Consider the following 12,531-nt stretch of genomic DNA (forward strand, 5'->3'; position numbering starts at 1 on the left):
CATGTTTGCCTGGACCAAGCGAGGCCTGGTGTTCGATGTCGCGCGCGATGGCGTGGGCGGCTGGATGCAGCATGCCGCGCTGACGCCGACACCGTATCGGTTGTCTGCGCAGGTGCTACGCATCTATGCAGGTTTTCGCGATGCGCAGGGCGTGAGCCGGATCGGCTATGTGGACGTGCGCGCCGATGCGCCGACCCAGATCGTCGGCGTCAGCAAACAGCCGGTGCTGGAGATCGGCCGCGATGGCTGCTTCGACGATAACGGCATGATTCTGGGCGATGTGGTGGCCGGGCCGGATGGCCTGTACATGTTCTATGTCGGCTTCCAGCGTGTGGCCAAGGCCAAGTTCCTGGCCTTCACCGGGCTTGCGGTCTCCCGCGATGGTGGAGAGAGCTTTCAGCGCCGACAAGACACGCCACTGCTGGATCGTGCCCCTGGTCGCAGCACGATTGCTGCGGTGCATTCGGCCCGCTATGAAGATGGCCGTTGGCGATTGTGGTACGCGGTGGGCGACGATTGGGAAACCATCGGCGGCCAGCCGTATCCGCGGTACCACATCCGTTACGCAGAGACCGACGATCTGCGCCACATCCCCAGCGACGACGTGGTGTGCCTGCGTCCGCGCGACGACGAATACCGCATCGGCCGCCCGCGCGTGTATCGCCTGGGCGATCGCTATCTGATGTATTTCACCCGCGGCGATACGCACGGCGGCTACTTCCCGGGCATCGCCTTCAGCGGCGATGGTGTGCACTGGGAACGCGACGACAGTCAGCTGGGGCTGCAGCTCTCCGAGCACGGCTGGGATGCGCAGACCTTGTGCTACCCGGCGTTGATCCAGCAGCACGATCGCGTGCTGATGTTCTACAACGGCAACGCAATGGGGCAGGCCGGCTTCGGTCTGGCCGAGGCCGCGCTGCCGGTGGACCTGCAGGGACGCCATGTTTTCGGTTAGGCCGTATGCCGCCAGCGATGCGCCTGCGTGGGACGCGTTGGTGACGTCCTCGCGCAACGGTAACCTGTTGCATCGGCGTGGCTATATGGACTATCACGCCGACCGCTTCGTGGATGCGTCGTTGCTGGTCGAACGTGGCGGCGAGGTGGTGGCGGTGTTTCCGGCAAGCGTGCACGGCGATTGCGTCAGCAGCCACGCCGGGTTGACCTATGCGGGCTTGTTGTCGTCGATGGCGTTGCGTGCGGGCGCTACATTGCAGGTGCTCGAGCAGATTGCCGCGCACTATCGCGCGCGCGCCGTGGGCCAGATCGTGTACAAGCCGGTGCCGCATGTGTTTCATGCGTATCCGGCCGAGGAGGATCTGTATGCCTTGCATCGGTTGGGCGCGCAGCTGTTCCGGCGCGACCTGTCGTCGGTGATCGCGCTGCGCGAGCCGTTCGCGTTCAGTGCCGAGCGTCGGCGTTCGCTGGTCAAGGCGCGCAAGGCCGGTGTGCAGATCCAGACCGGCACGCAGCTGGAGGCGTTTCATGCCTTGCTGACCCAGGTGTTGCAACGGCACGGTGTGGCGCCGACCCATCGGCTGGACGAATTGCAGCTGCTGCACAGCCGGTTTCCGCAGCAGATCGTGCTGCACGAAGCGCGCGCTGAGGGGCAGTTGGTGGCCGCCGCACTGGTGTTGGATTTCGGTCGCAGCGTGCACACCCAGTATCTGGCGGTGTCCGAACGCGGTCGCCAGCTGGATGCGTTGAGCCTGCTGCTGGCCGAGCTGATCACTGAGGTGTACGCGCAGCGCCATTACTTCAGCTTCGGTATCTCCACCGAGCAGGGCGGGCAGGTGCTCAACGATGGCTTGGTCGAACAAAAGGAACGCTTCGGCGCGCGTGCCGTGGTGCAGGATTTCTATCGATGGACGTTGTAATGGATGTGCCGTTTCTGGATTTGCGTGCAGTCAATGCGCGCTACGCGGATGAATTGAAAGTTGCTGCCGCGCGGGTGATCGAGGCCGGCTGGTATGTGCTCGGGCAGGAACTGGCCGCGTTCGAAGAAGAATTCGCCAGCTACTGCGGCGCCGCGCATGCGGTGGGCGTGGGCAACGGGCTGGATGCGTTGTCGCTGATCCTGCGCGGCTATCGCGAGCTGGGGGTATTGCGCGAGGGCGACGAGATCATCGTGCCTGCCAACACCTTCATCGCGAGCTTTCTGGCGATCAGCCAGAACCAGTTGGTGCTGGTGCCGGTGGAGCCGGATCCGCTGACTTTCAACATGGACCCGGCCAGTGTGGAGAAGGCGATCGGCCCACGCACGCGCGCCATCATGGCGGTGCATCTGTATGGGCAGCTGGCCGACATGGCCGCGTTGCAAACGCTTGCCCATCGCTACGGGCTGCTGCTGATCGAAGATGCCGCGCAAGCGCATGGCGCGCGCGCACACGGGCGGCGTGCCGGTGCCTTCGGCGATGCGGCGGCGTTCAGTTTTTTTCCGACCAAGAACCTGGGCGCACTCGGCGATGGTGGTGCGGTGGTGACCTCGGATCCGCGCCTGGCCGAGCGCATTCGCGCGCTGCGCAATTACGGCTCGGAAGTGAAATATCACCACACCTGCCAGGGCGTGAATTCGCGGCTGGATGAAATGCAGGCGGCGTTCTTGCGGGTCAAACTGGGGTATCTGGAGGATGAGATCGCGCGTCGGCGCGCGGTGGCGCAGCATTATCTGCAAGGCATCGATAACCCGTTGATCACGTTGCCTACGGTGGTCGCTGAGGAACAGCACGTCTGGCATCTGTTCGTGGTGCGCAGTCCGCAGCGCGCTGCCTTGCAGGCGCATTTGCTGCGGCTGGGTATCCACACCCAGATCCATTACCCGGTGCCGCCGCATCGGCAGCCGGCCTATACCACGCTGGGCGATGCCTGCCTGCCGGTGAGCGAGGGCCTGCATCGTGAAGTGTTGAGTCTGCCGATGGGCCCGGCACTGGATGACGCGTCGGTGGAACGTGTGATTGCCGCATGCCAATCGTTCGGCAGCCCTGCATGAATCTGATGCACAGCAGCGTGTACACCGGCGTTGCGACGCTGGCCAAGCTGCTGGCTGCGCTGGTGGTGGTGAAGTTGGTAGCCGTCTATGCCGGCCCGCAGGGTGTCGGCCGCTTGGGCCAGTTTCTCAATCTGATGTCGGTGCTGGCGGTGTTGGCGGGCGGCGGTATCAGCGCCGGCATCGTCAAGTACGTGGCCGAGTATCGCAACGACGCACCGGCACTGGCACGCTTGCTCAGCGCGGCGCTCTGGTACGCCTTCTGTGCGGCTTGCGTGATGGCGGTGTTGGCGGTGTTGTTCAGTGGCGTGATCGCCGAGCGCCTGTTGGGCGATGCAGCGTATCGGCCGCTGATCTGCGTGCTGGCGATCGCGCAGCTGGGCATTGCCCTGGTCAATTACATCCTGGCGGTGATCAACGGTTTCATGGATGTTCGCCGTCTGGCATTTGTGCAGGTGAGCGGCGCGGTGTTGAGCGTTGCGCTGGTGGCGTGGCTGTCCAGCCTGGCGCAGCTGCAGGGCGCATTGCTGGCACTGGTGCTGGGCCAGGTGCTGTGGTTGTTGGCCGGCGTGCCGGCATTGCGACGCAGCCCGTATTTCCAACGCGAGATGTTGCGCCTGCGTTTCGATGCGCCGATGACGCGCAAGCTGGCCGCGTTCTCGGCGATGACGCTGACCGCCACGCTGGTGCCGCAGTTGGTGGCCATTGTGGTGCGCGACCATCTGGCGTTGCAGTTCGGATGGCAGCAGGTGGGTTATTGGCAGGCCGTCAGCCGGGTGTCGGATGCCTATCTGCTGTTCTTCACTACCGCCATCAACGTGTATTACCTGCCCAAGCTGGCCTCCCTGCACGATCGTGCGGCGCTCGGGCGCGAGCTGCGAGCCGCGTATCGTTATGTGATGCCGGCGGTGATCGCGATGGCGCTAGGTGTGTACATGCTCCGCGATTGGGTCACCTGGCTGTTGTTCGATGCGCGATTCGCTGCAGCAGCACCGCTTTATGGTCCGCAGTTGCTGGGCGATGTGATCAAGATTGCCGCGTTCGTGCTGTCGTACGTGATGCTGGCCAAGGCGATGACGCGGCTGTTCGTGATTTCCGAATGCGTGTTCGCCGCCAGCTATCTGGCGCTGGTGTATCTGTTCACGGCGCAGTTCGGGCTGATCGGGGCGATGTATGCCTTCGTCGCCAACTACGTGGTGTATCTGCTGTTCAATATCGTGGTGGTGCGTCGCTATCTGGTGCAGGCCGCATGAGCGATCAAACGCAGTCGAGCGGGCGAGCGAGCTGGCCGCTGGTGTCGGTGCTGATTCCGGCCTATAACCACGCGCGTTTCGTGCAACGGTGCCTGGATAGCGTGTTGGAAGACCCGTACCCGTGCAAGGAGATCGTCATCATCGACGATGGCTCCAGCGACGCCACGGGCGAAAAGATCGCGCAGTGGGTTGCCATCCATGGCCATCGGCTGCCGGTGCAGTTCGTGCAACGCGACAATCGCGGTGTGGCGGCCACGCTCAACGAGCTGGCCTTGCGTGCGCGTGGCGACTACCTGCGCCTTGGCGCGAGCGACGATTATCTGTTGGCCGGCGGGTTGGATGCGCAGGTGCGTTACTTGCGTGCGCATCCGCAAAAACTGGCGGTGATCGGCGACGCCTGCGTGGTCGATCAGCATGGAAGACTGCTGCACGGCAGCGCCATGCGCGACCTGCATCGGGTGGATACCGGTATGTACCGCTCAGAGCCGGGCATCCGCCGCGCGGTGATCCAGCAATGGGCGGTCAGTGGTGCGGTGGCGTTGCTGCGCCGCAGTGCCTTCGATGCGCGCACCGGCTGGGACGAATCGCTGCGGATCGAGGACTGGGATTTTTTCCTGCGCCTGGCCGCGCGCAACGCGCTTGGTTTCGTCGACGTGCCGGTCTGTGCGTACCGTCTGCATGGCAACAACCTCAGCAAGACCGCAAACGTGCGTGCGCGGATTGCCAACTTGAGCGAGTCGCGTCAGGTGGCGTTGCGTTGTGCGGAGTTGTTCGATGAGCCCGAGCGCACCTTGCTGCGGTCGCAATCGCGTTACATCGCGGCCAAGGTGGCGTTTCTGCAGCGACGACCGCACAGGGTGATCGGGCATCTGCTCGCCTATGCCTGGTTGTCGTTGCCGGCCAGGTGGCGGCCCAGGCATGCGCGTAGCGCGGTGGAGCCGGCATGAACACGTTGTTGCGCCGGCCTGCGACGTATCTGGCACTGCCGATGCTGCTCAGCTGCGCGCTGACGCTGCTGACCTACATGCTGCCCGGCGACTATCTGGACGGCATCGCGCTGCTGGCGGTCGCTGCCGCTGCAACGTTTGTGCTGGATGCGTTGCTACGCACGCAGCTGCCTGCCGTGGAGCGCTTTCGCAATTATCGCTACGCCGGCACGCGCGATGCCTTCGTGGTGATGACGCTGGCGGCAATGGTGACGGTGTTCTGCATCGTGGATGTGGCGCTGTTTCCGATTCCGTTGTTCAGCGATCCGTCCTCGTACGCCACCTTGAGCCCCTTGCGCTCGCATGTGCGGCACATCTCCAACATGTGCTGGATCCTGCCGCCGATCGCGCTGCTGTGCGTGCGCCACAGCGGGCTGCGCGCGGCGATGGTGACGCTGGGGTTCGTATTCCCGATCGTGGTGATCGACCGCAACCGCATCTTTGCCGGACTGTTTTCGTTCGTGCTGGTGATGCTGTTGCGCCGCGATCCTGCGCGCCGCCTGCCGTGGAAGACCATTGGCCTGCTCGTGCTGGCTGGGGGTGGGGTGTTTTCGATCCTGGGCGCACTGCGTTCCGGCTCGTTGGCCACGGTCGCCTTGCCGTTCAGTGCGTTGTATCGCGCGATGCCGCAGGGTGTGCAGTGGCTGCTGCTGTACATCAGCGCCGGGCCGTACAACTTCGGCGCGATTCTGGCCAAGGGCTACGTCAACGCCAGTTTTCTGGTCAATCAACTGGTGCCGTTCAGTGGTTCGATCGCCACCGCCGGCACCAGCATTCCGCTGGATGCGCCCAATATCAATGTGGGCACGGAATTCTTCCCGTTTCTGATGGCCTGGGGCGCGCCGGGCGCCGTGATTGCACTGTTGGCGTTGTATGCGGGCCTGGTGTGGAGCGTGCGCCTGCTCGGCAGCTCGCTGTCGATCTTTCATGTGCTGATCTTCCTTCGCCTCGCCTATGCCTGCCTGATGTCGCCGTTCGCGCCGCAGGCATTCACCTGGACCAACTTCGGCTTCATCGCGCTGTGCCTGGTGTTGCATGCCTGCACCGTGTTGTTGCCCAGCCGCAATGCGGCATCTAGCGCTGCTGCGTAGTGCGCGGCAACTTCGTTTTTTCACCACGTTCCAGAGCAGGTGCACCATGAATCAACACGACGATATCTACCTGATCGACCTGTGGCACATCCTGCGCCGCGAATGGCGCTGGGCGTTGGCCGCGCTGGTGGTGGTGCTTGGCCTGACGTTCGCCTTCACCCGGTTGGCCAAACCGCAGTGGGAGGCCACCGCCTGGATCCAGGTCGGCGAAATCGGCCCGACACCGGCCGGGCGCGACCCCAAGGTCGAGCCGTTCCAACGCGTGATCGATCGTATGAAGACGCGGCTGTTTCAGGATGCGGTGCTGCGCAAGGCTGGCCTGCCGCTCAACAGCCGCGCTGCGCAGTTGTATCGCGGCAGTCTCAAGCCCGATCCGGACCCGTACGCGAATCTGATCGGCGTGACCATTCGTGCCGAATCGTCCGCGCAGGCACGCCGCCTTGCGATGGCCACCGTGACCGAGCTGCAGACGCTGCACGGCCAGACCAATGCGGTGGCGCTTGAGCTCGCACGCACGCGCCTGCAAGGGTTGAATGAAGACCTGCGCGCGGCGCTCGTCAACCGGACGCAACTGCAACAGCAAGTGCAGGCCGGGCAGGGCGGTGCTGCGGCCACTCCGGCGCAGTTGGTTGCCGGTGTATTGCTGACCGACAGCAACACCACCATTCGCGCGTTGAAAGCCGAGCGCGACGATCTCATCGCCCGCCTTACCACCCGCTACACGTATCAGACCTCGTTGGCGTGGCCGCTGTATGTGCCCGATCGCCAGGCGTTTCCAAATGCGATCACCGCCTGGGCGGCCGGTTTGCTCGCTGGCGCCGGGTTGGGCGTGCTGGCGGCGGTGTTACGCAATGCCTGGCGGCGTCGCAGGGGTGCGGCAGGGCATTCCGTCGCCTGATGTAAACGGCAACGCGTTGCAGGTGGGACATCGCTCACCAGGCTGCAACCAAAGCCGCTGCGCGTGGCACTCACGGGTCAATCAAGCGATACCGCGTTGGCAGTGTCGCGTCTGGAGAGTGTCGTGAGAACAACTGGTCTGGTGTGGGAGGCTGCGCATGTCGGTGGTCAATGAGCATGCGGCGCGTGGCGGCACTGTGGCCCCGGAGCGCTTGCTTGAGACGCAACGTGCGTTCGATAGCGTGGCCCCCGACTACGACGGCCCGCGCGGCAACAATGCGCTGATCCAGCGCATGCGCACCACGCTGTGGGACACGGTTGCGGCCGAGTTGCCGGTGGGGTCGCGGCTAGTGGATCTGGGCTGCGGCACCGGTCTGGATGCCGGCGAGTTCGCACGCCGCGGTTACAGTGTGCTGGCTACCGACTGGTCGCCGGCGATGGTCGAACGCACCCGCCATCGCGCTGCCACGCAAGGTCTTGAAGCACGGTTGACCGCCGCCCACGTCGGCATCCAGCAGCTCGATCAGCTGGACGGCACCTTCGATGGCATGTACTCCAACTTCGGCCCGCTCAATTGCGCTCCCGACCTGCCGGCAGTGGCTGCCGAGTGCGCACGTCTGCTGCGCGCCGATGGCTGCCTGGTGTTCTCGGTGATCGGGCGCATCTGCCCGTGGGAAATCGGTCATTACACGCTGCGCGGGCGCTTCAAGCGCGCAGCGGTGCGTGCCGCGCGCGGGGTCACCGCGGTGGGCATGAACGGCCATACCATCTGGACCTGGTACCACCTGCCGCGCGAGTTCTACCGCGCCTTCAACAAGCACTTCGTGCTGGACAGCTATCGCGCGTTGAGCCTGTTCCTGCCGCCGCCGTATCTGGTGGATTTTTGCGAACGGCATCCGCGTCTGTCCGAGCGCCTGGGCCAGTGCGACGACCGTTTGGGCGGGCTGCCGCTGCTGCGCGACATGGGCGACCACTTCCTGATCGTGATGCGCAAGCGCTGAGTGGAGATGCCGATGTCCATGGCCGATGTCTGTTTGCAGGGCGCACGCGCGATCACCCTGGCCGGTCCTTCGCGCGCCGCAGTGACGATGCGCGCGGGCCGCTTCGGCGGCACGCTCGGCACCGGCAGCCTGCGGCTGGATCTGCAGGGCCACGTGCTGGCGCCGGGCTTGATCAACGCGCACGATCATCTGCAGGTCAACTGCGTGCCGCCGCTGCCGCAAGGCGCACCGTTCGCCAACAGCTACGCATGGATCGAGGCGTTTCAGGCGCATTTTCAGCATCCCGATGTGGCGGCTGCGTTGCGCGTGCCCAAGGCGGTGCGCTTGCGCCACGGCGGTTTGAAGAATCTGCTGGCCGGCGTCACCTGCGTGGCGCAGCACGACCCTTGGCACGCCACCTTGGATGAGGCGAACTTTCCGGTCGGCCTGCTGCGCGAGTTCGGTTGGAGCTACGCGCTGGGCTGGACCGGCTACGGACCGCCGGTGCAAGGCAGCTTTGCCGCCACGTCGCCCGAACATCCGTGGATGATCCACCTGGCCGAAGGCACCGACGCGGTGGCGGGTGCCGAACTCGACGAACTGGATCGGCTCGGCTGCCTGGCCTCCAATAGCGTGCTGATCCACGGCGTGGGCATGGGCGAATGCGATATCGACCGGGTGATTGCACGCGGCGCGGCGGTGGTGTGGTGTCCTTCGAGCAATCTCGCGCTGCTGGGCCGCACGCTCGATCCATGGCGCTTGTGCATGGCCGGGCGGCTGGCATTGGGCAACGATTCGCGCATCAGCGGTGCGCGCGATCTGCTGGAAGAACTGCGCATCGCCGCCGACAGCGGGCTCGCACCGGATCTATTGCTCGGCATGGTCACCCATCAATCTGCGCGCATCCTGCGCATGCAAGCGCGCGGGTGCATCGCGCCAGGCGCAGCCGCAGATCTGCTGATCGTGCGCGATCGCGGTGGCGATCCTGCCACCAGCGTCATCGGTTGCCAACGCAGTGAACTGCGCGCAGTGATACGCGATGGCGCCCCGCGCATTGCCGACCCGGATTTCGCCGACTGGTTCGAGGCGGCCGGTATCCAGACCGTGCCGGTGTTGCTGGACGGTCGCCCCAAACTGCTTGATGCCAGGCTGGCCGACCCGGCAGTGCTGGCACTCGAACCCGGCCTGGAGTGCGTGCCGCATGCCGCGCACGCGCCATCCATTGCGATGGCAGCAAATGGTGCTGTGTCATGAGCGCTGTGCCGACACTTGAGCCGGCAGCGGCGTATGCGTTGTGGGCGCAGGCGTATCCGCCACATGCGCATAACCCGGTGATGCTGGCCGAAGAACGCGCCATGCTCGCGCTGATGCCCGGCGCCCTGCAGGGCCAACATGTGCTGGATGCCGGCTGCGGCAGTGGTCGCTACATGCTGCATGCATTACAGCGTGGCGCGCTGCATGTCACCGGTGTGGATCTGTCGCCGCAGATGCTGCAACGCGCCGCCACCGAGCTCGCCCGCGACTGGCCAGCGGCACGCGTGAGTCTGCAACAAGGCAGTCTCGATAAACTGCCGTTGCCCGACGCACTTGCCGACCTCAGCGTCTGCGGTCTGGTGGTCGGGCATCTGCAGCAGCTGTGGCCTGCGCTGGAAGAACTGCATCGCGTCACCCGCGTGGGCGGGATCGTGCTGTGCAGCGATGTGCATCCGATCGGCCATGCACTGGGCTGGCGACGCGATTTCAAGGCCGACGGCCGGCAGTACGCAGTGCGGCATACGCAGCATCTCTACAGCCAGTGGCATGCGGCATGCGCATCGCTGGGCCTGGCGATCGAAGCGGTGGCCGAACCGATGCTGGACCCGGCCGATATTCCGCCCGGTGCACGTTTCGACCAGGCGGCATTGCAGGTGCCGGTTGCCTTGGTGATGCGTCTGCGGCGCATCGCGTGAGTGATGTGGTGTTCATTGCGATTCCCGATGGCAGCGCATGCACGGCCTGCAAGCACTACGACCCGAGCCGCTTGCGTTGCGCGCAAGCGCGCGTCATTGGCGTTGCAGAACGTGCATGCCAGTCGATGTCTGCGCCATGACCCTGCATGTGGCGCAACTCAATCTGCTGCCAACGCCCGACGGCCTGAGCGTCGAACAGGTCTTCGCGCAATGGCCATCGCTGGCCGACATCGCCGAGGCGGTGGCCAGCGCAGGGGTGCGGGTGACGGTGATCCAGGCCTCGGCACTGAACACTCGACTCACACGCCAGGGCGTGGACTACCGCTTCGTCGAGCTGGCCGCGCGTGGTAGCAAGCAGCGTGCGCACATTCTCGCCACGATGCTGCGCCAGATCGACGCAGACGTGATTCACGTGCACGGGCTGGAATTTGCCGGCGATGCGCGGCGGCTTGGGCGCCTGCTGCCGCAGAGTCCCATCCTGTTGCAGGACCATGCCAATCGCCCGCCACGCTGGTGGCGCCGGATTGTGTGGCGTGCGCGTTATGCGGCGGCTGCCGGTATTGCGTTCACCTCGCTGGAACTGGCACAACCATTTCTGCGTGCGCGCCTGTTTCGATCCAGCACTCAGCTATTCGAGATTCCCGAATCGAGCAGCCGCTTCTTGCCGGGCGATCGCTTACAGGCACGCGAGCACACGCGTCTGCATGGCGACCCGTGTGTGTTATGGGTCGGCCATCTGAGTGCGGCCAAGGATCCGTTATGCGTACTCGAAGCCGTCACGATGGCCGCACGCGTGTTGCCCGGGCTGCGGCTGTGGTGCGTGTTCGACCAGGCGCCGTTGATGGAGCAGATACAGCAGCGCCTGCGCGACGATCCGCAGCTGGCGCGCTGTGTGCAGCTGCTGGGCAAGGTGCCGCATGCACGCGTGGAGACCCTGTTGCGCGCCTGCGATCTGTTCGTCTCGGCCAGCCATGCGGAAAGTTGCGGTTATGCCGCAGTGGAAGCGTATGCCTGCGGCAGCTTGCCGCTATTGACCGAGATCCCTGCTTTCCGCGCGCTCAGCGATGCCGGTGCGGTGGGCGAGTTGTATCCCGTGGGCGATGCCTCGGCCTTGGCGGAACTGCTATTGCGTGTCTCCAGGCAGCGACCCAATCGCACACAGATCCGTGCGCATTTCGATGCACGGCTGTCTTTCGCCGCCGTGGGGCAGCGCTGGGCGAACGCCTACACCCAATTATTGGCCGCCGCGCCGGGACGCACAGCATGAAACTGGCCTTGGTGGTACCGGGCGGTGTGGACCGCAGCGGCGAAGTCCGCGTGATTCCCGTGTTCCTGACCCTGATCGAATGGCTGGCGCGCCATCATCAGGTACATGTCTTCGTGTTGCATCAGGAGCCGATGCCGGGCACCTGGACATTGCGCGGCGCCACCGTGCACAACATCGGCGCGCAGCGTACCCGTCTACGCGCGATCGCCGCTATTCGTGACGAACATCGGCGCGCACCGTTCGACGTCATCCAGGCGATCTTTTCCGGCTACTGCAGCTTGATCGCCGTTGCGGCGGCAAAACTGCTGCGTCGCCCAAGCATGGTGCATATCGCCGGTGGCGAGCTGGTCGCACTGCATGCCATCGGCTACGGCGGCCGGCGTAAGTGGCGCGGGCGTCTGCGCGAAGCGGTGATCCTGCGCTTGGCCGACTGCGTCACCGCCGCCAGCGCGCCCATCGTCGATTCGCTGCAAGCACTCGGCATCCGCGCGCAGCGGGTGCCCTTGGGCGTGGATCTGCGTGCCTGGCCAGCGGCCGCACCACGCGCACGCACTGGTGGAATCGCACGGTTGCTGCACGTGGCCAGCCTCAACCCGGTCAAGGACCAGACCACGTTGTTACAGGCGATGGCGGCGCTCAAACGCGCCGATGTCGCCTTTACCCTCGACATGGTCGGCGTCGATACCCTGGATGGCGCCATGCATCGCTTGGTGCAGCAGCTGGGCCTGAGCGAGCAGGTGCGTTTCTTGGGTTTCAAGACCCAGCGCGAGTTGCGCCCGATCATGCAATCGGCCGATCTGCTGGTGCTGTCGTCCTTGCACGAGGCCGGGCCGTTGGTGCTGCTGGAAGCTGCGGTGGCAGGTGTTCCCACAGTGGGGACGGCCGTCGGGCATCTGGTCGAGTGGGCACCGGTCTGCGCACTGGCAGTGCCGCCGGGCGATTGGGCCGGGCTGGCAGAAGCCGTCCGTCAGGTAGTGGCCGACGACGAACTGCGCTTGCGTCTGGCCTGGGCGGCGCAGTGCCGTGCGGTACGCGAAGACGCGGCATCGACCACGCGTCTGTTCGAAAAGCTCTACCGCCAACTATGCGAGAAGCGCCCACTGCGCTGAATACCTGGGCGCGGAG

At 65.0% G+C, this 12,531-nt stretch carries 12 protein-coding genes; all 12 read left to right on the forward strand.

From position 1 onward, the window contains the following. Position 1: 1 nt before the first annotated feature. Complete coding sequence (locus tag NMB96_RS15205; RefSeq protein ID WP_023903708.1) at positions 2–955, forward strand: glycoside hydrolase family protein; 954 nt, start codon at positions 2–4, stop codon at positions 953–955. Continuing rightward, complete coding sequence (locus tag NMB96_RS15210; RefSeq protein ID WP_023903709.1) at positions 942–1,874, forward strand: GNAT family N-acetyltransferase; 933 nt, start codon at positions 942–944, stop codon at positions 1,872–1,874. The genes NMB96_RS15205 and NMB96_RS15210 overlap by 14 nt, the downstream gene beginning before the upstream one ends. Next, positions 1,874–2,986, forward strand: a complete 1,113-nt coding sequence (locus NMB96_RS15215) for a DegT/DnrJ/EryC1/StrS family aminotransferase (RefSeq protein ID WP_023903710.1) — start codon at positions 1,874–1,876, stop codon at positions 2,984–2,986. The genes NMB96_RS15210 and NMB96_RS15215 overlap by 1 nt, the downstream gene beginning before the upstream one ends. Then, a complete protein-coding gene (locus tag NMB96_RS15220; protein ID WP_255085174.1) occupies positions 2,983–4,236 on the forward strand; it encodes an O-antigen translocase in 1,254 nt (417 codons plus the stop codon). Before NMB96_RS15215 ends, NMB96_RS15220 begins: the two co-directional genes overlap by 4 nt. Then, entirely contained in the window at positions 4,233–5,183 is a 951-nt protein-coding gene (locus NMB96_RS15225) for a glycosyltransferase (RefSeq protein WP_255085175.1), read from the forward strand. Before NMB96_RS15220 ends, NMB96_RS15225 begins: the two co-directional genes overlap by 4 nt. Beyond that, entirely contained in the window at positions 5,180–6,313 is a 1,134-nt protein-coding gene (locus NMB96_RS15230) for a hypothetical protein (protein WP_255085176.1), read from the forward strand. Before NMB96_RS15225 ends, NMB96_RS15230 begins: the two co-directional genes overlap by 4 nt. A gap of 46 nt (positions 6,314–6,359) precedes the next feature. Continuing rightward, complete coding sequence (locus NMB96_RS15235; protein WP_255085177.1) at positions 6,360–7,211, forward strand: Wzz/FepE/Etk N-terminal domain-containing protein; 852 nt, start codon at positions 6,360–6,362, stop codon at positions 7,209–7,211. Positions 7,212–7,368: 157 nt separating this feature from the next. Further along, a complete protein-coding gene (locus NMB96_RS15240) occupies positions 7,369–8,211 on the forward strand; it encodes a class I SAM-dependent methyltransferase (RefSeq protein WP_023903715.1) in 843 nt (280 codons plus the stop codon). A gap of 12 nt (positions 8,212–8,223) precedes the next feature. Further along, complete coding sequence (locus NMB96_RS15245) at positions 8,224–9,444, forward strand: amidohydrolase family protein (RefSeq protein WP_084218026.1); 1,221 nt, start codon at positions 8,224–8,226, stop codon at positions 9,442–9,444. Further along, a complete protein-coding gene (locus NMB96_RS15250) occupies positions 9,441–10,139 on the forward strand; it encodes a class I SAM-dependent methyltransferase (RefSeq protein WP_023903717.1) in 699 nt (232 codons plus the stop codon). The genes NMB96_RS15245 and NMB96_RS15250 overlap by 4 nt, the downstream gene beginning before the upstream one ends. 136 nt (positions 10,140–10,275) lie before the next feature. Continuing rightward, positions 10,276–11,406, forward strand: a complete 1,131-nt coding sequence (locus NMB96_RS15255) for a glycosyltransferase family 4 protein (protein ID WP_043889167.1) — start codon at positions 10,276–10,278, stop codon at positions 11,404–11,406. Next, complete coding sequence (locus tag NMB96_RS15260) at positions 11,403–12,515, forward strand: glycosyltransferase family 4 protein (protein ID WP_023903720.1); 1,113 nt, start codon at positions 11,403–11,405, stop codon at positions 12,513–12,515. Before NMB96_RS15255 ends, NMB96_RS15260 begins: the two co-directional genes overlap by 4 nt. Positions 12,516–12,531: the final 16 nt, after the last annotated feature.

It is taken from the genome of Xanthomonas hortorum (genome assembly GCF_024339125.1).
Lineage (GTDB): Bacteria > Pseudomonadota > Gammaproteobacteria > Xanthomonadales > Xanthomonadaceae > Xanthomonas > Xanthomonas hortorum.

Coding starts and splice junctions, on each gene's coding strand:
- NMB96_RS15220 (WP_255085174.1), top strand. CDS start 2,983: ATGAATCTGATGCACAGCAGCGTGTACACCGGCGTTGCGACGCTGGCC.
- NMB96_RS15245 (WP_084218026.1), top strand. CDS start 8,224: ATGTCCATGGCCGATGTCTGTTTGCAGGGCGCACGCGCGATCACCCTG.
- NMB96_RS15215 (WP_023903710.1), top strand. CDS start 1,874: ATGGATGTGCCGTTTCTGGATTTGCGTGCAGTCAATGCGCGCTACGCG.
- NMB96_RS15235 (WP_255085177.1), top strand. CDS start 6,360: ATGAATCAACACGACGATATCTACCTGATCGACCTGTGGCACATCCTG.
- NMB96_RS15230 (WP_255085176.1), top strand. CDS start 5,180: ATGAACACGTTGTTGCGCCGGCCTGCGACGTATCTGGCACTGCCGATG.
- NMB96_RS15210 (WP_023903709.1), top strand. CDS start 942: ATGTTTTCGGTTAGGCCGTATGCCGCCAGCGATGCGCCTGCGTGGGAC.
- NMB96_RS15225 (WP_255085175.1), top strand. CDS start 4,233: ATGAGCGATCAAACGCAGTCGAGCGGGCGAGCGAGCTGGCCGCTGGTG.
- NMB96_RS15260 (WP_023903720.1), top strand. CDS start 11,403: ATGAAACTGGCCTTGGTGGTACCGGGCGGTGTGGACCGCAGCGGCGAA.
- NMB96_RS15240 (WP_023903715.1), top strand. CDS start 7,369: ATGTCGGTGGTCAATGAGCATGCGGCGCGTGGCGGCACTGTGGCCCCG.
- NMB96_RS15205 (WP_023903708.1), top strand. CDS start 2: ATGTTTGCCTGGACCAAGCGAGGCCTGGTGTTCGATGTCGCGCGCGAT.
- NMB96_RS15250 (WP_023903717.1), top strand. CDS start 9,441: ATGAGCGCTGTGCCGACACTTGAGCCGGCAGCGGCGTATGCGTTGTGG.
- NMB96_RS15255 (WP_043889167.1), top strand. CDS start 10,276: ATGACCCTGCATGTGGCGCAACTCAATCTGCTGCCAACGCCCGACGGC.